The sequence below is a fragment of the Bremerella sp. JC817 genome (genome assembly GCF_040718835.1).
Lineage (GTDB): Bacteria > Planctomycetota > Planctomycetia > Pirellulales > Pirellulaceae > Bremerella.
On the sequence record NZ_JBFEFG010000280.1, the window covers coordinates 801939 to 824507 of the forward strand.

The window sequence follows — 22569 nt, forward strand, 5'->3', positions numbered from 1 at the left end:
CAGCAGGACGTAGCCATCGTGTAGAAAGTTTGCCAGGGCGATGCTTACTTCTTCGCCGTCTTCCGCGGCGTGTCGTCCTGATACTTCTCGCGAAGTTCTTTCAGCTTCTCGTGCATCTTGGCCTGCACTTCGGCATAGTCCGGCTTGCCATAGACGCTGACCATTTCTTTCGGGTCTTGCTGCAGGTCGAACAGCTCCCACTCGTCGAGCTGATAGTAATAGATCAGCTTGTAGCGGCCATCGTAAACACCGTAGTGCCGCGGCACGCTGTGGGCACCTGGGAACTCGTAATAGTGATAGTACAACGAGTCCCGCCAATCGGCCGGAGCTTTGCCATCCCCGGTCAGCACCGGCATCAGGCTCAAGCCTTGCATTTCTTTCGGGATCTCGACGCCGGCGGCTTGCAGCATCGTTTCCGGGAAGTCGAGATTGATTGCCAGGGCATCACTGACCGTGCCCGCTTTGACATGCCCAGGCCAGCGAACCAGCAGCGGCGTGCGGAACGATTCTTCGTACATCCAACGCTTGTCGAACCAGCCATGTTCGCCCAAATAGAACCCTTGATCCGAGGTGTACATCACCAGCGTGTTCTCGGCGAGACCTTCGTCGTCGAGATAATCGAGCACGCGACCGACGTTCTCGTCGACCGAGTCGATGCAGCGGAGGTAGTCCTTGATGTAACGCTGGTACTTCCAGCGAACCAAGGCGTCCCCCTTCAGCTTGGCTTCTTCAAACGCCTTGTTCTTCGGACCGTAAGCAGCGTCCCACAACTCCTTTTGTTCCGGGGTCAAACCACGTGCTGGCGTCAGTTTCAGGTCGTTGGCGTTCATCGTCTTGACGATCGTCATGTCCTGATTGGTCGCACCCGACGCGCGATTGCTGTAGTCGTCGAACAAGGTATCCGGCTCTGGGAACTCAACGTCATCGTACTTGTTCAAGTACTTCGGACCGGGCATCCAGTTGCGGTGGGGGGCCTTGTGCTGATAGACCAACAGAAACGGCTTGTTGGGATCGCGTTTCTCTTTTAACCAATCGAGCGCGATATCGGTGATGATGTCGGTCGTGTAGCCTTCGTACTTCTTCGGGCCATCCGACGTCAGCATCTGCGGATTGTAGTAAGGACCTTGGCCACGCAGCACGCTCCAGAAGTCGAACCCGGTCGGGTCGGTCTCCAAGTGCCACTTTCCGACGACCGCCGTTTGATAGCCCGCCTTCTGCAACAGCTTCGGATAAGTCATCTGGCTGCCGTCGAATCGGTTGCCGTTCTGATAGAAGCCATTCAGGTGACTGTATTTGCCCGTCAGGATCACGGCCCGGGCAGGACCGCAAATGCTGTTGGTCACATAGCAGCGATTGAACCGCCTGCCTTCGTTGGCAATACGATCGATGTTGGGCGTTTTGTTGAGGGCGCCTGGGTAAGCCGAGATCGCCTGGTAAGCGTGGTCGTCGGCCATGATGAACAGAATGTTGGGCTGCTTGGCCGCAGGCGTATCAGCCGCGTCCGCCTGGCTCGCGCACCATGGACTGGCAAGCCATACCAGACCAAGCATGGGAAGAAGAAAACGAAGGGTCGCGGTCATGGAGATCTCCTGACTAGGCGAGGGAGGGGGAAGTGAAGCAAGGCAACGGAGGAGCCGCTTGGCCTGTGCGCGAACCTCGAAAGGTCAGGCCGAAGATGGGCAGGGATTCATTGTGGGTGCTGCCGCGTAGCGCGTCAAATTTTCAATGACAACTATTAAGCAATACCGTAATGAACTCTTTAGAATTTGCCTTCTATTTCAGCGGGAAGCAACCAGCCAATCGGTGAAATACGACAGTCGCATCGGGGGTGCTCACGCGACACTGTATTGCCCATGAGTGAACCGCAGAGCAGGGGATAGGCCTAAGAGTGTTCAAGTCCGCGCGCACCCATTTGCAGCAGCGACTGCGTGAGAAAGAGCTGGCCAGAAGTGCCAAAAGAATGCGTTCGAACGGCCTGCGTTCGAACAACAAAATAGCCAGTCGAACGGGTTCGATCTGGCTACTGGATTGCTGTCGTTAGCGAATCGGCACAAGAACCGATTCGCCTTGTGTAATCGTGATCGGAGACTATTCCGATTCTTTGATCGCGGCTGGCAGTTCCGGATCGACCAGACCCAGAACACCACGCCCTTCGATCAAGCGATCGCCGACGTCGAGGTTCAGGAACTCGATTTCGGGACGATAGAACTTGTCGGCTTCCTTCTTTTCGACTTCGTGCAAAGGACGAATCACACGGAAACCAACGCAGGTCGATGGATAGCTGGTGAACCACCATGGGCTCAGCGGGACGTTGGGATCTTCCTGCTTCCAGTCTTCGTCGCTACTACCCATCTTGGAAGCGGCGCGGCAGCTTTCGGCGTCGTCGTCCCAGCCGCCACCTTTAACCATCAGCGGATCAGGTTCGCTTGGCCAGGCAACCGTGTCGAGAGCCTTCAGCTTCTTACCTTCCAGGCGCGCGAAACCTTCTTCGCTGTACTGATCCAGAACCCATTCCCACACGTTGCCGTGCATGTCGTACAGACCAAACTGGTTGGGCTTTTTCCCTTTGACCAGGTGAGGTGCTTCGTCCGAGTTCCCCGAGAACCAGGCGTAATCGCCCAGTTGTTCGGCGTCGTCACCGAAGTGATAGGCCGTCTTGGCACCGCCGGTCGCGGCGAATTCCCATTCGGCTTCGCTGGGCAAACGATACTGCATGCCGGTCACGCCGCTGAGCCACTTCGTATACTGGCGAGCCGAGTAGTTGGTCATGGTCACGGCGGGCAGTTCCGGATCTTCGCCATGCTCGAACGTGAAGCTTGGTTCGTAGAGCGGAGTCGGAGCGGTGATCGCGTCAATCTTGTTGTCGTCGGTCACCTTGCGAACGCCGGCGGCCTGGAACTTCTTGAACTGCTGGTACAGTTCCATGTAAGGCTTGTACTGCTTCCAGGTCGTTTCATGTTCGGCCATCCAGAAGGGTTCGATCTCGACGTCCACTTCCGGAGCTTCCGCGTCGGTGTGGCCTGCTTCCGATTCTGGGCTGCCCAGCTTCAGCGTGCCGCCAGGAACAGGAACCATCTTCAATTTGACATCGGTCCCAGGAATGGTGATCTCGTAAGGGACCATGTAGCCCTCGTCGATCTTCACGAATGGGCCCGACTCTGGCTTGTTCGGACTGATGCCAACTACCTCAGCCGCAGAGGTGGATGCTGCCGCGAAGCAAACCATTGCCAAGGTCAAGACAAACTTGTGCATGCGCTCTTTCTCTCTTGTTCGGATGTGCATCTCAATCGGGGTGCCCGAGTGACGGTGGGAAGCACCCTCGTGGGACTCTCGAAGATTCCGGATATTCAGGCAGGGGAACCATCGAGTAGCTTCAGTATAGGCATAAACCGCTCGTCTTACCGGATGATTTCCCGCGAAATTAAGAAATTTCCATCCTGAGAGGGGGCCTCGTCTATTTTACCCCATAATCCAGCCGGATGCCGACTTCATTACTGGTGACTTCCGCACCATTACGCTTGCTCTTGGCGATCAATCGGACATTGCCGAGTTGTTCGGCCTTCATTCCGGGGGGGAGGGTCACTTCGATGACGAACTCCGTTTTGTCCGCGGCAATCTCGACAGGAGCCGCTTTCGCTTCGCCAGGCAGCCCCTCCAGAGCGACCGTGACCGCTTCTCCGAATCCGCCTGCCCGGGCGATGTTCCCCTTCAATCGGACGATCGTTTCGCCGCTTAAGGCGAGGAAAACGGGCGACCCAAGCGTCAGACGGGTTGCTCCGGTCGAGGCCGTCGCACGAACTTGTTTTTGATCGTCGGAAAGCAGTTCCCCTTTCACGGCGACATCCCAGGCAATGTCTTTCAGCGCCTCTGGCACGACGATCTTCAGCTTCATCTCCGATTGATCGGCGGCGAGGACCGGGCTCCCTTCGATACGAATCGCCTTCGACATGTCAGGCTTCCCTTTGTCTTGCGGGATGACCTGGGAAGTTTCGAGCGAGAAGCGAACCGGACCCTTTTGATTTGCTCCACGGGTCGCGGTAACGGTGACCTCGGTCGACTGCCCCAGTCCCAGTGCGTTCGCCGCCGGTGGCTGTTGCCAGGCCAAGGTCAACGCAGGGGTTCGCTGAACACCGATGCCCAGATCGGTATCAAGCGGTGCGAGCCCGACCGTTGCCGTGGAGGTGCCGGCTGCCGCAAGCCGTTCGATCGTCCGACCGCCAGCGACCGCCTTGCCGACGATCGGCCCGACAGCGGACTGCGTGGCGTCGGCCGACGCGGTGAACGTGACCAGGGCTCGATCAGCCTTGGCAGGGATCTCGTTCAGCGCGACTTCGATCCCGCTCGGAAGGTTCGGGAACGAAAGCTCGATCGGGCCACCATAGCCTCGCCGCTGGGCGATCACTTCCAGAACCGCATGGCCACCAGCCGGAACATTCAAGTTCGGCTGCGATGTGGTCAGCGTGAAGTCGGCATGATTCGCCGGAGTTACCAGCACGCGGTAGACGTTGGCGTCGCCACCCGAGTAGCTGACATCATGCACCACGATCTTCACCTGGTTAACGCCTGCGGGCACGTCGAACATCGTCGCGGGATCAGGCGTGTTGTTTTGATCGTCGGACGTGGCCAGCATGCCATCGTCTGGTTTGCGAATTTCAAGCACGGCATCGACGGGCGAGTTCAAGCGTTGGGCGAAGACTTCGGCTCGGTACTTGGTGCCTGGGGTGACATCGATCAGGAACGCATCCCGTTCTTTCGGTTCCCGCAAAATGCCACTGATTCCTAGCGGAGCAGGGCCGATCGAAGCAGCAGGATCGCGATCGGCAACTTCGTGATACTCCGGCACGTCGCTACGCAAAACGCTCGGTCGCGGTCCTGAAAAGTTTCCGCTGAACTCAACCGGCAGCGTCGCCATCAAGGTCTCTGCCGGAAGAGGCATCGCCAGCGACGAGGTGATCGTTGGATCGTCGCTCAGACCACCAATCGCCGCCACTGCGTTGGCATCTTCCGCTTTGAAAATGGCCAATGGAAAAGCGAGATCCGCGAAGCCAAAGCTGCCCACCTTCAAACGAAAGTAACCAGGCGCCGCTCCACGAAATTGAGCGTCGTGAAGTTTGATCGTGTAAGGGCCATCGGCCGGTAAATCGACCACCAGGCGAGCATCTCCCTGGGCGGTGACCTCGCGGCTCGAATAGCCAAGCTGCGTGTCGCGCTGATCGACGATACTGACCAGCGGTTGAAGCTTACTGCCGATCCGCTGAGCTTCAACTTCGATCACTACTCGCTGACCAACCTTACCTTGAAAGGTGGAGGTCAAAAGCTGCGCCCCGGCCAGGTTGCCGGTCATCGCGATCGGCAGCGAGGTGATCGTTTCCTGGAATGGACCATTGGGCAGACGGTCGATGCCCAGCGTGACAGGGGCGGAAATACCACTGGCCGAAGCGACCCGCAAATGGCCATGCCCTGCGAGGGTGTCGGCCGGCAGATCGACTTCCATTTCCAGGCGATCTGCGGTCGACTCGGGCAGCACGCGGATAGCGGTCGTGGGGAAGTCGAAGTGCACTTGCGGTTCTGGGCCAAGCTGCTTTCCGGTGATGGTCAGGCGAGTCGTTTCACCAATGGTGATGCCACGTAACGAGACGGTATCGATTCGAGGAGCCGCCAGTAAAGAGACCGGCAAACAGGCGATCAGCGCGAGGCCAAGCAATGTTGCAGAACGCAGCATGAGACAAGTTTCCTCTAGGTGGGAAAGTCCGCGAGTCGCGGCAGGGCAGGAGGGAAGAAAGGCTCGCCCTATTGTCCGTAACGAAACAACGGCGCGTCAAGTAAAACACGCCGTTGTTCAGGATATGCAGAGGTCTCTTGCGAAGAGAGTCGGCCAGCTTAGTTGCCGAAAGGATCGTCCATTGCTGGAGGTGCAGCGCCGAACGGATCGGCACCCGGTGCCGCCGCTGGTGGTGGCGTGGCACCGAAAGGATCATCTGCGGCTGGAGGAGCAGCACCAAACGGATCGTTGCTCGGCGGAGGCGTCGCTCCGAATGGATCGTCGCTCGAATCCTGCGACATTGGCTTCGGCATCGGCTTTGGCGTTGGAGCCGAACCAAATGGATCGCTACCACCAGGAGCCATACCGGCAGCTGGAGGTGCAGCGCCGAATGGATCGTTGCCCGAAGGAACGGTCGTGCTCGGAGCGGCCGAAGGAACACCAAACGGCTGGTTTGGCGTTGGCGAAGTTGGAGCCGGTGGAGTCGCCCCGAACGGATCGTCATTCGCTGGAGGGGTCGCGCCAAATGGGTCGTCGCTGGCTGGCGGTGCGGCACCAAACGGATCGTCCGAAGGCATCGAGTTGGCTGGGCCAGGACCGGCACCACCACCCATGCCAGGAACACTAGGAACCTTGACGCTGGGGATCAAAGCATCGCCCAAAGCACCGAACGCAGCGGTGACAGGATTCTTCTTGCCGTCCGATGGCGTCGCAGCCGGACCAGCGGCACCAAACGGATCGTCGTCTCCAGGAGTCATGGCTGGAGCCGGAGCGGCGCCGAAAGGGTCGTCGCCAGGGGCAGCGGCTGGCGGAGTCGCGGCACCGAATGGATCGTCGCTGCCTGGGGTCATCGCTGGAGCTGGAGCAGCACCGAAAGGATCGCCTGGGTTGGCTGGTTCTGGCACGTTACCGAAAGGATCGGAAGGTGCCGCAGGATCGGCTGGTTCTGGAGCGGTTCCGAATGGATCGTTCGGGGCCGAAGGATTCGCAGGCTCTGGCGCCGTGCCAAATGGATCCGATGGAGCAGTTGGATCGGCTGGCATCGGAGCCGATCCGAACGGATCAGTAGGAGCCGCAGGGTCGGCCGGCATTGGGGCACTGCCACCAAACGGATCGCTTGGAGCAGGCGTGGTCGGCATTGGCGTGGCACTACCGAATGGATCGGTGTTGCTGTCGACTTCTGGCAGCGGAGCGGTTTGAGCTGGAGCCGTCTTTGGCATGGCGGCGGCATCTTGCGAACCATAAGGATCAGTCGCGTCGTTCATCGGAACGTCGACAGGGACCTTGGTGTCGGCAGCTGGACGGCCACGCAGGATTTGATCTTCCTGACGCTTCAGTGCTTCGTACCGAGCACGCTCTTGTTCTTTCTTCTTCAGGAAGGTCTCAGTGCGGACCTTTTCCCGGAAGCTTTCCAGCGAAAGACGAGCGCTACCTTGGACCCGTTCCAGCGACTTGCCGACTGGGTAGGAGGTTGCTCCCGAGAGTTCCAGTTGGGCACCCTTGGTGAAGTCGGCCTCGGCAGCCTGATCGTCACCCATGGCGTAGTTCGACAGGCCGAGGAAATAGTAGACCCGAGGATCGGTAGTTCCCTCTTGGACGACCGTTTCCAGCAGCTTTTGCGCTTCAGGATAGTCGGCCCGGAAGTAAGCGTGGACACCGCGACCATAAAGTTCGGTCAGAACGGAGTCTTGGGCAGATGCTTCTTGAATTGCACTTACGGTCATTAGCAGACAGAAGCAGGACAAAAGTCCGCCGGCGATAACGTTCCTCGTCATCAATAAAAACTCCCTGGGTACCAATTCGGTTGGCCGCGCTCGAGGGGCGCAAAAGTAATGAGACTTTGTGGGAAGTGGACGCGCATTCGGGGCATACGCCTAGCGAAACCATTCGCCCGACGAAATGTTAGGTCATTTCGTCCCTCGTCCTTGAAGAGAACCTGATTGGCAGGCATTGCCCGCGCAAGGTTTCATCTTTCAGTCCCGGAATCGGGACCACGGCATCTGCGTATCGTAGTTGGCTCACGCTCGGATTGCAAGTTTTGTACTAGGCCCCGCCCATTTGGGGTAAGTTGCCGAGCGGTGGGGACTTGCGACACGAGAGGCCATGATAAGATGACCGGTCGACGGGATGCGTACGTGCCCTATCTAAATCTATGTCAAGGCAAACCAAACGATGGCCAAAAATGTACTGGGAACCGATCTGCAAGATTGCAGCCACGACCCCCTAACCGGTTTCTTCCGGGATGGGTGCTGCAACACCGGAGCCGAAGACCTGGGGCTGCACCTGGTTTGTAGCGAGATGACCGAGTCCTTCCTGGCGTTCTCGAAGCAGGTCGGAAATGACCTTTCCACACCTCGTCCTGAGTATGGCTTCCCTGGCCTTAAACCGGGTAACCGATGGTGTTTATGTGCTTTGCGGTGGAAAGAAGCCTTCGAAGCAGGGGTTGCTCCGTCGGTGGTGCTGGAAGCGACCCATATCTCGACGCTCGAGTTCGTCGACCTGGAAGACCTGCAGAACCATGCAGTCCCTGAGTAAACGCTGTTAGGGGGGATTTTCCTTCCCATTCGCCGCCAGACTTTCTACAGTGCAACGAGTCTGAAAACTGATCCGTTGCATCTCAGAGGCCGGAGGGTTCCCCCCAATGTGCCGATTTTCGCTTGCTGTTCTTTGTTCGCTCATTCTGCTGCTGGCCACCTCGACCGCCGATGCCGCCCCGGCCGATCTCAGCGGCATGTATCGCTGCCAAGGAACTTCCGACCAAGGGACACCCTACTCTGGGGTGGTCGAAATCAAGCAGGTTCGGAAGGGGTATCAGTTGACCTGGACCGTCGATAAGACCAAGTACGCCGGCATCGGCTTCATCCACGATGGCTACCTGAGCGTGGCCTGGACGGTGAAAACGGTCAACGGAACCGCGATCGGTGTCTTGCTGTACAAGGTCAAAGAGGATGGCACGCTGGAAGGAAAGTGGACCGATCCTTCGCTGAACGGGGTCTACGACGAGACCCTCACGCCGATCAAAGGGGATCGAACGATCTAAGATGGTCGCCGCTTACTGATCGCGAGCCAATCGAATCGAAGGCGACTTAGGGGCGTGCTCTTGCTGGTACCACGCCTTCCAGGCTTCGGGATTGAAGCCAAAGTCTTGCCCGTCGCATAACTGCCGCAGTGCCAGATGCACGCCCTGATTCGGCACACGAATCGTATCGTACGCGTTCTTGCTACGTACCATGAACTCTTCCAGCGTCAGCATGCGATACGACTCTTTCGGCCCGTCGATATCGAAACGGGACTCTGGCTTGAGGGTCGTATAGAAGTAGGTGTATCGCGACGAATGGGGTGCCAGGTGCTGGGTATTCAGGGCCGCGGCCAGCGGAAAGACGGCCGTCGGATAGTCGAGTTCCGCCAGCACAAACGCCGCCCGGTTCACGATGATGTTGTCGTAGCTCTTCAGCAAGTTGGCGAAAAACTCGACCATGTGCGGATCGCGCTGGGCCAAGACTTGCCGCAAACAGGCATCGCGATAGATCGGATTGTTCTGATAGACGGCGTTCTCCATCAGGAAGCTGCGCGCACGCGGGTTATTGATTCGGCCGAGCGTTTCGATGTAGAGCAGGGCCAGTTCCTTCTCGCTTTCTTGCCCCAGCAATTGGATCAGCCCAGGGATCGCGTCGGGATCTTGCAGCGTGGTAAAGTCGATCTGCACTTCCGGTGCGTTGCTTTTGCCGAGTTGCTGCCGCCAGCGATGTAGCCGCAGCTTCCAGTCGATCAGTTGTTCTTTTTGCCGTTGCTCTGCGACCAGCAAGGCGGCCTGCTGCTTAGTCATCCAGCGGCCGTCGAAGCGGATGTAACCTCGCTGATGCATGATCTCGCTGGGGCTTACCCAGCGGCCATCACGTCGCTGGTAGCCGAGCGCCTTGCGGGCTTCGACATGGTTGGGGTCAAGTTCCAGCACGCGCCGGGCATGACGCTCGAAGGGGAAGGTGAGCCGTTTCTCGCGGCACCACAGAGCCAGCTTCCATTGATCGCCGATCGAGTCGGCGAAGTTCGAGGCCTGGTCGAAGTATTCGTCCTCGGTCACCGCCGGTGCTTCGATTTGCTCGATCATTTGCCCCGGCAGAATGACGGAGCCGATCCCCTCGAAGCTCAGCTCGACGTTGCCATCGCTGGCGATCTCGGAATCGGTGCTAGCAGTCGCTTCCAGTTGCCCCCCGTTGGTGAGCTGCACGACGTGACGCTCGGCGCGAAGCGGCAGCGCGAAAAGGATCAGCAGGCTGAAGCTGATAACCGCGCGGTGCACCTGGGAAGACTCCGAAACGAGAAAGGATAAGCACCTTCAGGATAGGCACTGATAGCATCTTCGACAACGATTTCCGCATGAAATGATATGGATTTGGTACCTGACTTTCCGTTAAGGTCTGCCGCCCCCGTTGTGCGCGGGTGGGAACAGAAGAGTCGACGGAAACTTAGGGAGGTTGGCGGTGAGACGGACAAGTGCCTTGCTGTTGGCAGTGATCGCTGGTGCCGGCGCTTGGTTCTTTTTTCAGAACTATCGCATCGAAGGGTTCGACAACCTGGTCGTCGTTCCGCGCGGTGCTGCGCCTGCCGCTACCACTCCGACCTCGACCGAAAATCCGACTGCCGTGCCGACCATGGCCCGCAAGCAGGACACCATTCGGATCGCCTCGTTCAATATCCAAGTCTTTGGAACGGCCAAGCTTCAAAAACCAGAAGTCGCCAGTCGGCTGGTTCAAATCATTCGTCAGTTCGACGTGGTCGCCATTCAAGAGATCCGCGCCAGCGATCAAGGCTTGATCCCGAACTTCATCGAGATGATCAACGCCACCGGACGGCATTACGACTATGTGATCGGTCCGCGGCTGGGCCGGACCCAAAGCAAAGAGCAGTTCGCCTACATCTTCGATACTGCCAGCCTCCAGGTCGATCGATCTCAGGTCTACACCGTGGAAGATCCCCTCGATGTGCTCCATCGCGAACCGCTGGTGGCCTGGTTCCGTGTTCGTGGACCAGATCCGAGTCAGGCATTCACCTTTTCGCTGGTGAATGTACATGTCGATCCGGATGAAGTCGCTCAAGAGATGGACGTGATGGACGATGTCTTCCGCGCGGTCCGCGATGATCCTCGTGGTGAAGACGACGTGATCATGCTCGGCGATTTCAACGCCAACGAATCGCAGATCGGACAACTCGCCACGATCCCAGGAATTACCTGGGCAATCAGTGGAACGACAACCAACACGCGGGGGACGGCGCTGTACGACAACATCTTCATGCAGCGTCACGCGACGACCGAATACACCGGACGGAGCGGGCTGTTCGACTTCCTGCGGGAATACAATTTGACGCTGGCCGAAGGTTTAGAGATTTCAGACCATCTACCGATCTGGGCCGAGTTCAGCATCTATGAAGGCGGTGCCCCTCAGGGACCACTGACGAACGTTCCGGCGAACGTTCGCTGATGCATTGGATGCGGAGAAGTGGATACCCACCCCGCAATCCCCAAGTTCTCTGGCCGATTCTTGAGGATCGGGGGCGGAGATGACCAACGTGCGTGTTGGACATGCAATCTTTACGCTGCGATCGATGCCATCTGGTCGCATGCTTCCGCGCAGCGACGGCAACAGTCGGCACATTCCTGACAGTGATCCATCTTATGCTTCGCGCACTCGCGAGCACATGCCTTACAGATGTCGGCGCATACATGACAGATCTCGCCAGAGAACTGCGAGCCGCGGCTCAGAAAGACCGCCGCATCCCAACAAATTTGGGCACAGTCGCGATCGGTGCGGATGCAGTCGGCCATCTTGGAGGGATTGGGCTCACTGAGGCAGGCGTCCGAGCAATGCTCGCAGGCCCGGGCACATTCAATGCAAAGACGGATACATTCGGCATATTTGCTAGTCGACATAGTCGTTTTCCTCCTTTGTAAGCGGAATTAGGAAGCTCAAAGCCTTCTCCTATCAGAAGAGCCGCAAGCAATATGCCAATGGAAGGGAAAACATTCGCAACAAATTGATTGTCCTGGTTGTAGCAACGGGGGATGATGGATTGTCGGACTTGACCGAAAGATTCATTTCCAAAAGGTTGCCAGTGATGAGATTTCGGATCGGATTGCGGACACTTTTGGTCGTGATAGGAATCTTGGCCGCAGGTTGTGGATGGTATGCCGCCAACGTTCGTGCTTGTGCCGCCGAGCAGGCCGCACTGAATCGCATCAAGTCCGGTTTGCGTGGTACGTATCTATTGGTGGATCGTCGCGGGACCATTGATCTCAGTGAATACTGGTATGATGTGATCGTTCGAACGGATCCGGCACCTGGTATGCAGATTCCCGACCGGATGTCGAAATGGCTGAGGCGGACTCGTTCGTCGGACGACGGAGAACTGGCACTCTTTCGCCGGGTTCACTTCATTGAATTAGGTAGTCAGGCAGATCCAAAGCTTATCGAGCATCTCGAATCGTTTCGTTGTCTGAAGTCGATTCATTTGAGTCTTAATTTTTTCGACGGGGTGGATAAGCCGGCGGAGGCTCGCGAGCGAATTGCGGCGGTCGAGGAAGCCGCTCGGCAATTCGTGACTCGACATCCCGAAGTCGAATTGATTCTCCCGGGGGAATTCGAAGAGATCATTCCGCTCGTCACGCCGGAGGATCAAGCCGCGTTGGCTGCTGAGGATATTCACGAGCTTTACCCGGATCCATTCACCACAGAAGACCCGTTCGATCCCAATGCACTCTCGGGATCCGACGATTCGTTTCAGACGATATGGGTTGAAGATCCGTTCGCTCCGTAGCGACTACTGCCCGTTCCATTCCTCCCGGAAGACGCGTAGCAGTGGTTCGCTGTCGACTTGCTGTACGGCCTCTTCCACGCGTTGGCGCAGATCTTCCGTTGCTCCGTGCAGTCGCAAAGCTTTCACCGCATCGCTGGCCGTACGGAGATCCCGCGGGTGAATCAGCGACAGCAGAAATGACTGCGATTCGGTCGATCGCAACAGACCGATACAAAGCAAAATGCTTTCGCGTGCCGCCAGTTCCGGACGACGACCCCACGCCGTTCGCAATCTCTCGAACGCTCCCGGCAGTTGCGATTCGCCAATCGCCAGCGCCGTTTGAACGCAGATGTCCGCGTCGCCATCAAGCAGGAAGGGCTGCAGAAAGTCGTAAGTGTCGGTCTTCTCGATCTTGAGTAGCGAAGAGCAACACTCGCCCATGACGTCTGCTTCGTCGTCCCCAACCAAAAGTTTCAGCCGCAAGAGCGGAGCCCCTTCCAGCACCCCGAGAACGCCGATCGCTTGAACCGCTCCGTAACGAGCCGCCGGCCAGGGATCGACCAGCAGCACCGCGCAGCGATTCAATACCTCCGCCGTCGGTGCGAAGTGCGTCAGACCGATCGCACAAAGGCCCCTCAGTTCGGCAGCCGCGTCGACCTCGCCGCCGTATTGCGGTTCGATCTGTTCAAAGGCAATGCCATCGCGAAAGAGGTCGATGTCGGCGAACTCTAAATGAGCCAACGCTTTGATCACGGCCGTTTTACCAAGACAGCCTGGGTCTTTTTTGAGCGGGTTTCGCTTCAACCGCCAGTACGCTTTGACGAGCGATTCAATCGCGTCCCGATCGTTCGCATCGACAATCAACTCGGCGGCTCGCTTCACGACTTGATTCGAGGCATTCCCTAACGCGTCGCGCACTTCACGACGAACGTCTGGCTGATCGAGTCGATCTTCCAGCAGTCGCAACTGGCGAAGTTGATTGCCGACGACGTCGTCGTTCATGGATTCTCGCAAAAGGGGAGGGCACGCGGATGCAAGTTTGTTTGACCAGGGGTTTCCCCAGGCGATATCGTAAAGGCTTGTTTGTTCGCCGGGAACCATTGTCGGTCGAAGTATGATGAATTGCGTTACGTTCTCGATACTCTTATTGCTGCTGCTTGTCGAATCAGCGCGTGCCGAGACCGTGGGAATCCAAGCGGAACGCCCTGAGAAGGGACCAAGCGTTGCCATCGAAGGTGGCTACATGGTGCCCTACGAGATCGCGTTGCCAACATCGAACTCCGTCATCAAGATGATCCCGGTTCCTGGCGGCATAGTACGACTTGGAAGTCCAAGATCCGAGTTCGGTCATACGCCGGCGGAGTGGCCTGAGGTCGAAGTCAGGGTGGCTCCTTTCTGGATCGCGGAAACCGAAACGACTTGGGGGCAATACGGAGCCTTTCAAGATCTGGAGAGACAGTTTCGGGATCAAGGTTTCGATCGCGATCTGCTCGAGAAGCTGAGCGTTCAGGCGATCACTTCACCCACCATGATCTACGATCCATCGCTCGTCTATCTGCATGGTACCGACGAGCGATTGCCGGCAACGATGCTGACGAACTTCGCGGCGCGGCAATATACCAAGTGGCTCAGTCGGATGATGCAGCACACCTATCGACTGCCGAGTGAAGCGGAGTGGGAGTATGCCGCCGCGGCCGGAGCCGAGACGGCGTACCATTTCGGAGACGATCCACAGCAGTTGGACGACTACGGCTGGTTTGTCGACAACTCCGACGAATCACCACACTTCGTCAAGCAGAAGAAGCCGAACGCATTCGGGCTGTACGACATGCATGGCAATGTGTGGGAATGGGTGCTCGATCAATACTCGAGTGAAGGCTATCGGCGTTTAGCAGGCCAACGACCGACGGCGCTTCAGTCGGTATTATGGCCCACGCAAATCGATCCCTTGATGCGGAAGGGAGGAAGCTGGGACGATGGTGCGGCCCTCTGCCGTCTGGCGGCCAAGCTAGGGAGCGACGACGAAGGATGGAAGACGCTCGAGGCAATGATTCCTCTAAGCCCTCACTGGTATACCGACTACCCCGGCGACTGCATCGGGTTCCGCGTGATGCGGCCACTTCGCGACGTGCCACCGATCGAAGCGGCGAAATACTACCTGCCCGACATTCCCCAGCTACAGGAAGATGTGGAAAGTCAGCTTGAGGAGCGTCGAGCGGTGCAAGGCTTCGTCGAGCCTGATCTTTCGGCCTTGAAGTAGGTCCTCTTAGGCGACCTCGGGCGAGGGTTTTACCGTACCGATTCTGGGTGATGCTGGTTGATGATCGGTTGCCCGGTGCGGAATGCCTGTTCGATCAGATCGGCCGCCATTTCTAGGCCATCGCGCGAGGCGATGTCGGCTTGAAACTGGTCTGCTTTCTGTTGAAACTTCGGATCGTTTTGCAGCCGATCGAGTTCCGCGCGTAGCCTCTTGGTCGTTACCTTCTGCACCGGAATCACGCGTCCGCTGCCATGGTACTCAACACGTTTGGCAACGCCTGGCTGATCGTTGGTGACCGGCAAACAAAGCATCGGCACGCCATACGCCAGGCATTCCAGCGTGGTGTTCATGCCGGCATGGGTTATCACCAGGCTCGCTTTTTCTAGCAACCGTAACTGGGGAGCTTTTTCGACCAGCAAGATATTCGCCGGAATGTTGCCTGGCACATCGACCTCGCCCCCACCTTTGCTCAGCACTAGCTGCACCGGCAGATCTTTCACCGCATCGATGATCGCGCGAAAGACATGCGGCACCGCGTTCTGCAAGGTTCCCATCGAAGCGTAGATAAGTGGTCGCCCGTCGAGCCAGTCCCACGGGAAGTCGATCGCCTGATCATCCCGGGCCGCGCGATGCCATGGTCCGGTGAAGTGTAAACGCTGGGGGTAGGCGGTCCGGGGATACTCGAAGAAGGGAGGCTGCTGTGACAGGTGAACCAGTGCCGGGTCGCCACCCCGGATGAGCTTTAGCGGATCGACGCCAACTTTGCGTTCGCCTGCCAAAAAACGATACGCCATGAGTACCGCATGCTTGGCCATCTGATTGCGGAATCGCCCGAACCAGTCGGTGCGATAATCCCACGCCAACGGAGGTGGCGGTATCAGCGGATCCCAGTAAACGGCCAGTGCGTTGCATGCGACGGCGTAGGGGATTGCCAAGCGTTCGGCTTCCACGGCACATGCGGGGGCGACTTGGTCGATCACCAGCCCATCGAACGAATGAGCTTTTAATGCTTCTGGCAGGTAACGGCGAACAAGCGTCGATTGGATGCCAAACAGTTTTCCGGTCAGCAGCATTCCCTGGGTGCCGGTGACCTTGCCGAGCGCACGAAACGAGGCTTCCAGTTGGTCTGAAAGTTCGTCTTCAGGACCAAGGGCATGGAAAGGGAGGCCGGCACGGCGGACGATTGGTTCCGCCATGCGGCATCCTAGAAAGATCACGTCGTGACCGCGGGCTTGAAGTTCGCCGCCGAGCGTTGTCAGCGGGTTCAGGTGCCCTGGCACTTCGGGACAGTGCAGGCCGATCTTCATGCTGCCAACCGATGCCGTCTCATTCCCATGGATTGTCCCAGTCGCCCCAGCCATCGAGATAGGTTTGATAGATGGGGGTCTCGGCGGTTCGCAGTTCGAGCCAATGCTTGGTCTGGTGGATCAGTTCCTGCTCGCGCTCCAGTGTGATCTTCCCCAGCAGCACGCAGCAGCGGAGGAACACGAAGTAGGTGTCGAGCACGTCGCAGCGGCAATATTCGTTGATCTCTTCCAACTGGCCTTCGTGGTAGAGGTCTTGGACCATCCAACCTTCGATTTCCATCTTCCCAGGCTTCCCCAGCAAGTTGGCGGCAAGATTCAAACCGCCTGTAAATCGGCTGGCACCGTAGTTGGTCAGAATGTCGTACAGATCGAAGTGAGCTTCGTTGTTATACCGGTAACGCGACTGCTCGAAGTTCTTGGCGTTCAGATTGAACCAGTCTGGCACACTCAAGCCGAAACGGAACGCGGCCAGCTCCATCAATGGGATGTCGAACGACCGCCCATTGAACGTCACAAACGTTGGTCGTCGATACGCTTTCCAGCCCCGCCAGAAGTGCTCGGTGATGACCGGCGGGCGGAAGGCAGGGGCGTCGAGGACCACCTGGTCGATAAGGTTCAGTTCGATATCGAGCTTGGCGATCGCCACCGATACCGGCACCTGGTACGTGTAAGGAATAAAATCGCTTCCCTTTTCTTCCAGCAACTCTGCTCGAAAACGATTGACCGCCTCTTGCGGCGAGAGCCCTTCGTCAGGGTATTTCAATCGCGAAACCAGATTGCCATCGGCGACGGATTCGACATCGAACACGAGGTACCGAACGGCAGCTTCCGACATTGGCTTTGCTTTCCTAGAGAAGTCGAGAGAAATCGGTGACAGGCCGTAGCTTGCCAGGCTGGTCCTGCGATAGATCTCTACAGGCTAACACAACCCACGGAAGGAAACGACGGGAGATCGCCGGAGGGTGTTGGATTCAGATCGGTTTCACTAAGCTGATAGAAACTGATATGCCCTCGCAAGGATTTACCATGAGTCGCGAACGCCTGCTGGAACGCTTTTTGAAATATGTTCAGATCGACACCACCGCCGGAGTGCCTGGCGCGAAATATCCAAGCTCGGACGGGCAACTTGTCCTGGGGAAGCTGCTGGCCGAAGAGATGCAGGCGATGGGTATCAGCGACGCTCAGCAAGACGAGTTCGGTATCGTCTATGGAACCGTGCCCGGCTCGGTGACCGATTGCCCGGTGGTCGCGCTCAACTCGCATGTTGATACTTCGCCCGAAACGACCGGCGCCAACGTCAAACCGCAGGTCATCACTAACTACGCCGGTGGCGATATCGCCTTGCCTGGTGATGCGACCCGCGTGATCACGCTGCAAGAGAACCCAGAATTGAATGATCTGCATGGCTGCACTTTGATTACGACCGACGGCACGACACTGCTTGGTGGCGACGACAAGGCAGGCGTGGCGGTCATCATGGAAGTCGCCCAGCGGATCCTGGAAGGGAAGGGGCCAGCCGCGACCGGACCACTGAAGATCTTGTTTACCTGCGACGAAGAAATCGGCCATGGTGTCGACCACGTCGATCTGGCGAAACTGGGGGCTGATGTCTGCTACACGTTGGATGGTCCCGGGGCGAACGAACTGAACGCCGAAACGTTCTCGGCCGACGGTGCCACCGTCACGATTCGCGGCATCAATATTCATCCTTCGATCGCCAAGGGGCGGATGGTGAATGCCCTGCGTGCGGCATCGATCTTCATTGCCTTGCTGCCCAGCGATCGGATGTCGCCGGAAACGACCGAAGAACGCGAAGGCTTCATCCACCCGGTCACCATCAGCGGTGGCGTGGGGGAAGCGACCATCCAGTTGATTCTGCGCAGCTTCGAGACCGAAGAGCTGACCACCCAGGCCGATATGCTGCGTGACATCGCCCAGCGAGTCGAAGCGAAATTTCCTGGTTGCAGTGTTACCGTTGCTATCACGCCACAGTATCGCAATCTTCGTGATGGCTTGGACAAAGAGCCCCGCGCTGTGCCGATCGCCGAGAAGGCTCACGAGGCTCTCGGACGCACGGCGAAGAAGAGTGTCATCCGAGGTGGCACTGATGGCTCTCAGTTAACCGCTCTGGGGCTTCCGACGCCCAACTTGTCTACCGGACAGCACAACCCTCACTCGCCGCTGGAGTGGGCCTGTCTGGACGAAATGGAGCAAGCGGTCGAGCTGCTTTTGAAGATGCTCGAGCTGTGGTCGCAGGAGAAGAAGAGCACTTAAAGGGACGCTAGCATTGCGGGCAGTGCTTTCTATAGCCAGCAGCAGCGTCGGTTTTGAGGCAAAACAGGTAAACTTGTGACCACCTTCGTTCCGAATATTTCCAACGTGAGCCCGGCCGACCTAGCCCTTACCGAGCGTGATTTGGCATTCCCCTGAATGTAAGGCCGCGGCAGAAGGATGATAATCTGTGCTGAACGTCTCTATCGTCATCCCGAGTGTGGATAACGCTCGTCAACTGGAAACGACCCTGGTATCGCTGCTGGAGAACCGTCCGAGCGATTGCGAGATCGTCGTGCCCCATTCCGGTTACTACGATGACCCCTACAACATTGCTGATGAAGTCCGCCTGATTGAAGTTCCGGCCGCCAAGAGCGAGCTGGAGCTGCTGGCGGTGGCATGGTCGATGTGCCAGGCCCCGATCGTCCACACCTTGGGTGCTGGTGCGACGGTGGAAGCTGGCTGGCTCGACGATGCTTTGGCCAAGTTCCATCGCCCTGAAGTCATGGCCGTTAGCCCGGTGGTGCACTTCAACGATGGGAGTCAACCGATTGGCGGTCTGCGGACCGACGAGTTCGGGATTCGCTCGGCGACCAACGGCGAAGGCTTGCTGGCACCAATGCGACAAGCGGCGTTCTACCGCTATTCGCTGTTGGCGGCACTGGGGGGCTTCCCGACACGCTTGGAAGAATACGCCGATCTGGACATTGGTCTGTGGATCGCCCAGGCTGGTGGTTCGTGCGAGCTGGCAACGCAGTCGCAAATCGAACTGAACGTGGCCAACGATCTGAGCCGCGTCACGGCCGATCGGATCCGGCTGGCCAAGACCTTGCAGCTTCGCCACCAAGAGTGGTTTGCCTCGCGAGGGACCAATGCCGGCAAGCTGGGCTGGTTGTCGCGTAGCGTCGGGAGCGGCTCGCTGTCGACGATGGTTTCGGCTTTGACGGCCAAGGCAGATAGTCGCGCGGCGCTCCATCGCCTGCCCGATCTGGAGGACGTCCGAGCGGTAGTGGAAGGTCGGAACCAGACCTTTCGCTTCGACCCACGACACGACAACCCAACCACGACGCCGCATCGTAACGCCGCCTAAGCCGCTGCGTCGGCCTGACGAATGATGCCAGGCCGTGGCTCCGGTAGGAACCATTCAAGAACAAAAAAAGGTCCGAAGCGAATTCGCTTCGGACCTTCTTGTTGTTTGGGGTAAGCCGGGTGTCGATTAGACGCCAGCGGCTTCGATTTCGTCGGCGGTCGCGTCGTCTTCTTCCGTCTTACTGGCGTAGAACAAGTCGCGAGTCGCGGTCAGCAGTTGGAAGGCTTCGGCTTCGCCTGGCTTCTCTTCGATCTTCTTGCAGAGCGTATCGAGCAGGGCACGACCTTCTGGCCAGCGAACGGCCATGATCTTCTGGCAGTCTTCCAGCAGCTGGTAGATGCGAGCACGAGTCACACCCAGGTTACGAGCCTGCATGCGAACGCTTTGCGGAGCCGATTCGATCCCAAGTCGGCCAGCGGCCAGATCGTAAACGGTTTGACCGGCGTCGGTCATGATTTGTTGCAGCAGTGGGCGCGTCAGGCGATCCATGACGTCGCTGCGGCTGATCGGGGTTTCGCTGATCAGACGATCGAGACTCCACGATTCCAGAACGGGAACCATCTTCGGACGGAGCATGATCGACAGGTGAGGCTGACCCTGAGCGAGGTCGAGCGTTTCGTGAACGCGATAGAACACTTCCAGCACCACGCGAACACGCTTTTCGCCGTGCGTCTTCAAGCGGCGGATCTCAGCCAGGCTGTGACCCATGTAGAATTCCAGCGGCGTGTTCCAGATGACCGTCGGCAAGTCGGTCAGGGTTGGAGCGAGACGACCGAGGCGTTCGTTGCCCAGATTGTGGCGACGAACCGTTTCACGCCAGCGAAGCCACAGCACTTCCGATACGAGGGAAGGATCGAAGTTACCGTCGGCATCCAGCGGGCTCTTGGTCGAGAAGTTGTCTTCGGCGGGAACTTCACGAGCGGCGGCCTGGGATGGCTCGAAACCGGCGTCTTCTTTGGTGGCGCGATTGAGCAGGGTCACCAGCGAGCTGATCTTCTTCTGTCCGATGCCAGGCGTGGCCGAGAGCTCTTCAAACGGCGTCGCCAGCAGATCGCCAATGGTGCGGCCAAGGAAGGCCAGCGGCAGACGACGATCGTTAGGAAGGGCCCAGTAAGCCAATGGCTTATCCAGACGATCCGAATATTTCTTTTCTTCAAGGAGCCGCCGCTTTACTTCGTCAAAGCTGTTAATCAGCTGGAAGTCTTCAGCAGAGGTGATCTTGTTAAAACGCATGTGAAATAGCCTCTTCAAATTTTTCCAACAACTTGGGTCTAGTTGGGGCGGCGTAATGGGGGCTGCCGAAGCTTATCGTTTCCGAAGATGTTCCGACTTCCTTCTAGAAGCGATATCGCGTGGAAATTCATCGTAGCTTCCACGAGATACATTTCGCTACCTAAAAAGCAAATTATGTTCGGTTTTCACAAAAAGACCACAATTTTTAGGTGCGGCATCCCGCGATCTGATACGGTAACCTCAGAAAGCATAGCTTATAAGCGTAACTCTCTGCAAGTAAATTGGTTACAAGATCGCGGTTCGTTTTTGAAAAAATAATTAATTCTATATTGAAACACCGCATGCGCGATTGTGTTCCTGTAAAATATCTACAATGAACGAAAAGGTTGATCTGGCTACATAGCGATCACCTTTTTTTAAGGCAAAACTTATTTGAATTCTCAATTGCCTAATGGCATAAAAAATTGCGCAGGGAAGCGGTTTCCCGCAGGTCTGGAATTTTCGATACAATTGGCCCATGGAATTCAGGTCTGACCTTCAAGTACTTGTGATCGGTGCTGGACCCTCCGGATTGGTGTCTCTGAAGACATTACGCCAGATGGGTATCGATGCCGTTGCGATCGATCGCAACCCAAATGTGGGTGGCAACTGGGATATCACGTCGCCGCACAGCAGCGTCTACGAGTCGACGCACCTGATCTCGTCCAAGGGGATGACTCAGTTCAGTGACTTCCCAATGCCGGAAAGCTTCCCTGAGTACCCATGCCATCACGAAGTGCTGGCATATCTACGTTTTTACGCAGAGCGTTTTGATTTGGATCGTTTTGTTCGCATAAAAACTTCCATTGTTTCTCTAAAAAAGCAGGAGAGTCATTGGGAAGCAGAACTTGCGAGGGGGGATGGGTCCTCAAACACGAAGGAAAAATTCGCCGCGGTCGTCATTGCGAACGGTCATCACGCCCAACCGTTGATGCCCGATCTTCCCGGAAACTTCACGGGAGAATTGATCCACGCCCACGATTACAAGCATCATCGGCAGCTCGAAGGGAAGCGTGTGCTGGTGGTCGGCGCGGGGAACAGCGGCTGCGATATTGCGGTTGAAGCGGCCATTCATGGAAAGCAGGCCGCGATCAGCATGCGGCGTGGCTACCATTTCTTCCCCAAGTTTATCCGGGGGAAACCGGCCGATGTGGTGGGCGATCGGTTGCGACGTTGGCCCATTCCACGTTCGCTGCAGAAGCGTGTCGCTCAGTTGGCGGTTGATTGGACCATCGGCAAGCCGCAGAGATATGGTCTGCCGGCGCCCGATCATAAGCTGTTTGAAACGCATCCGATCATCAACTCGCAGCTTCCTTACTATGCCGGGCACGGCAAGCTGGGTGTCTTCCCCGATATTCGCCGGCTCGATGGCGAGATGGTCGAGTTCACCGATGGCCGCCGCGAAGCGTTCGATCTGATTGTCTGCGCGACCGGGTATCAGCTTGTCTTCCCGTTCGCGTCGCCTGAATTGTTGAACGTGCAGAACGGTGTGCCGCGGTTCTATCTGCACGCATTCCATCCGCACGACGATTCCCTGTTTGTGGCAGGGATGATTCAGCCCAATAGTGGGCAGTGGCCGTTGACCGATCTTCAGGCCCAGATGATCGCTCGATTTCTGAAGAGCTGGCGTGATAAAACCCCTGGGGCGGATTGGTTCCGGCAGCAGAAGCAGGGGCATGGAATCGGGATCCCGTCGCGGAATCATTTCCTCGCTACCGCGCGGCATCGCTTGGAAGTCGACTACTTCGAGTATCGAAAGATCCTGACCGACTTGATCCGCAAGTTCGATCGCGTCTCGTAGTGGCGCATAAAAAAA

18 protein-coding genes are annotated in these 22569 nt (G+C 57.5%); 8 read left to right on the plus strand and 10 right to left on the minus strand.

The features are described 5' to 3' along the window. Positions 1 to 44 precede the first annotated feature (44 nt). The 4 genes from AB1L30_RS21695 to AB1L30_RS21710 all read right to left on the minus strand — a co-directional run bounded on the left by AB1L30_RS21695 (position 45) and on the right by AB1L30_RS21710 (position 7536). Complete coding sequence (locus AB1L30_RS21695; RefSeq protein WP_367015919.1) at positions 45 to 1580, minus strand: sulfatase; 1536 nt, start codon at positions 1578 to 1580, stop codon at positions 45 to 47. Positions 1581 to 2088: 508 nt separating this feature from the next. After that, positions 2089 to 3252 carry a formylglycine-generating enzyme family protein gene (locus tag AB1L30_RS21700; protein ID WP_367015921.1) on the minus strand — a complete coding sequence of 388 codons (1164 nt, stop codon included), beginning with the start codon at positions 3250 to 3252 and terminating at the stop codon, positions 2089 to 2091. Between the two features lie 202 nt (positions 3253 to 3454). Beyond that, positions 3455 to 5722, minus strand: a complete 2268-nt coding sequence (locus AB1L30_RS21705) for a hypothetical protein (RefSeq protein ID WP_367015923.1) — start codon at positions 5720 to 5722, stop codon at positions 3455 to 3457. 158 nt (positions 5723 to 5880) lie between these two features. Next, positions 5881 to 7536, minus strand: coding sequence for a nucleoporin (locus tag AB1L30_RS21710; RefSeq protein ID WP_367015925.1), 1656 nt, complete (start codon positions 7534 to 7536; stop codon positions 5881 to 5883). Between the two features lie 397 nt (positions 7537 to 7933). On the opposite strand from AB1L30_RS21710, the gene AB1L30_RS21715 reads away from it, so the two are divergent. Continuing rightward, positions 7934 to 8296 (plus strand): DUF2237 domain-containing protein, encoded by a 363-nt coding sequence (locus AB1L30_RS21715; RefSeq protein WP_367015927.1) that lies wholly within the window; start codon positions 7934 to 7936, stop codon positions 8294 to 8296. A 106-nt stretch (positions 8297 to 8402) separates the two neighbouring features. After that, complete coding sequence (locus AB1L30_RS21720; protein WP_367015929.1) at positions 8403 to 8801, plus strand: hypothetical protein; 399 nt, start codon at positions 8403 to 8405, stop codon at positions 8799 to 8801. Between the two features lie 12 nt (positions 8802 to 8813). Here AB1L30_RS21720 and AB1L30_RS21725 read toward each other — a convergent pair whose 3' ends face one another. Continuing rightward, entirely contained in the window at positions 8814 to 10061 is a 1248-nt protein-coding gene (locus tag AB1L30_RS21725) for a hypothetical protein (protein WP_367015931.1), read from the minus strand. Positions 10062 to 10242: 181 nt separating this feature from the next. On the opposite strand from AB1L30_RS21725, the gene AB1L30_RS21730 reads away from it, so the two are divergent. Next, a complete protein-coding gene (locus tag AB1L30_RS21730) occupies positions 10243 to 11241 on the plus strand; it encodes an endonuclease/exonuclease/phosphatase family protein (protein ID WP_367015933.1) in 999 nt (332 codons plus the stop codon). Between the two features lie 110 nt (positions 11242 to 11351). Here AB1L30_RS21730 and AB1L30_RS21735 read toward each other — a convergent pair whose 3' ends face one another. Then, positions 11352 to 11690 (minus strand): four-helix bundle copper-binding protein, encoded by a 339-nt coding sequence (locus AB1L30_RS21735; RefSeq protein ID WP_367015935.1) that lies wholly within the window; start codon positions 11688 to 11690, stop codon positions 11352 to 11354. Between the two features lie 185 nt (positions 11691 to 11875). Between AB1L30_RS21735 and AB1L30_RS21740 the strand changes: the two genes are divergently transcribed. Continuing rightward, the gene (locus AB1L30_RS21740; RefSeq protein WP_367015937.1) at positions 11876 to 12574 is read left to right on the plus strand and encodes a hypothetical protein; all 699 of its coding nucleotides are present in this window, start codon (positions 11876 to 11878) and stop codon (positions 12572 to 12574) included. Between the two features lie 3 nt (positions 12575 to 12577). Here the strand turns inward: AB1L30_RS21740 and AB1L30_RS21745 are convergent, their stop codons facing one another. Further along, on the minus strand, positions 12578 to 13555 hold the full coding sequence (locus AB1L30_RS21745) for a hypothetical protein (RefSeq protein WP_367015939.1): 978 nt from the start codon (positions 13553 to 13555) through the stop codon (positions 12578 to 12580). A gap of 112 nt (positions 13556 to 13667) precedes the next feature. On the opposite strand from AB1L30_RS21745, the gene AB1L30_RS21750 reads away from it, so the two are divergent. Beyond that, on the plus strand, positions 13668 to 14813 hold the full coding sequence (locus tag AB1L30_RS21750; protein ID WP_367015941.1) for an SUMF1/EgtB/PvdO family nonheme iron enzyme: 1146 nt from the start codon (positions 13668 to 13670) through the stop codon (positions 14811 to 14813). A 29-nt stretch (positions 14814 to 14842) separates the two neighbouring features. Here AB1L30_RS21750 and AB1L30_RS21755 read toward each other — a convergent pair whose 3' ends face one another. Further along, positions 14843 to 16120 carry a glycosyltransferase gene (locus AB1L30_RS21755; protein WP_367015943.1) on the minus strand — a complete coding sequence of 426 codons (1278 nt, stop codon included), beginning with the start codon at positions 16118 to 16120 and terminating at the stop codon, positions 14843 to 14845. A 19-nt stretch (positions 16121 to 16139) separates the two neighbouring features. Then, entirely contained in the window at positions 16140 to 16955 is an 816-nt protein-coding gene (locus AB1L30_RS21760; protein ID WP_367015945.1) for a 3'-5' exonuclease, read from the minus strand. Positions 16956 to 17146: 191 nt separating this feature from the next. Here AB1L30_RS21760 and pepT point away from each other — a divergent pair, with 191 nt between their 5' ends. Further along, positions 17147 to 18394 (plus strand): peptidase T, encoded by a 1248-nt coding sequence (gene pepT, locus AB1L30_RS21765; protein ID WP_367015947.1) that lies wholly within the window; start codon positions 17147 to 17149, stop codon positions 18392 to 18394. 187 nt (positions 18395 to 18581) lie between these two features. Then, positions 18582 to 19481 (plus strand): hypothetical protein, encoded by a 900-nt coding sequence (locus AB1L30_RS21770; RefSeq protein ID WP_345088761.1) that lies wholly within the window; start codon positions 18582 to 18584, stop codon positions 19479 to 19481. Between the two features lie 126 nt (positions 19482 to 19607). Here the strand turns inward: AB1L30_RS21770 and AB1L30_RS21775 are convergent, their stop codons facing one another. Beyond that, on the minus strand, positions 19608 to 20714 hold the full coding sequence (locus AB1L30_RS21775; protein WP_367015949.1) for a hypothetical protein: 1107 nt from the start codon (positions 20712 to 20714) through the stop codon (positions 19608 to 19610). Between the two features lie 517 nt (positions 20715 to 21231). On the opposite strand from AB1L30_RS21775, the gene AB1L30_RS21780 reads away from it, so the two are divergent. Further along, positions 21232 to 22554: an NAD(P)-binding domain-containing protein gene (locus AB1L30_RS21780; protein ID WP_367015951.1), complete on the plus strand. Its 1323-nt coding sequence runs from the start codon at positions 21232 to 21234 to the stop codon at positions 22552 to 22554. Positions 22555 to 22569: the final 15 nt, after the last annotated feature.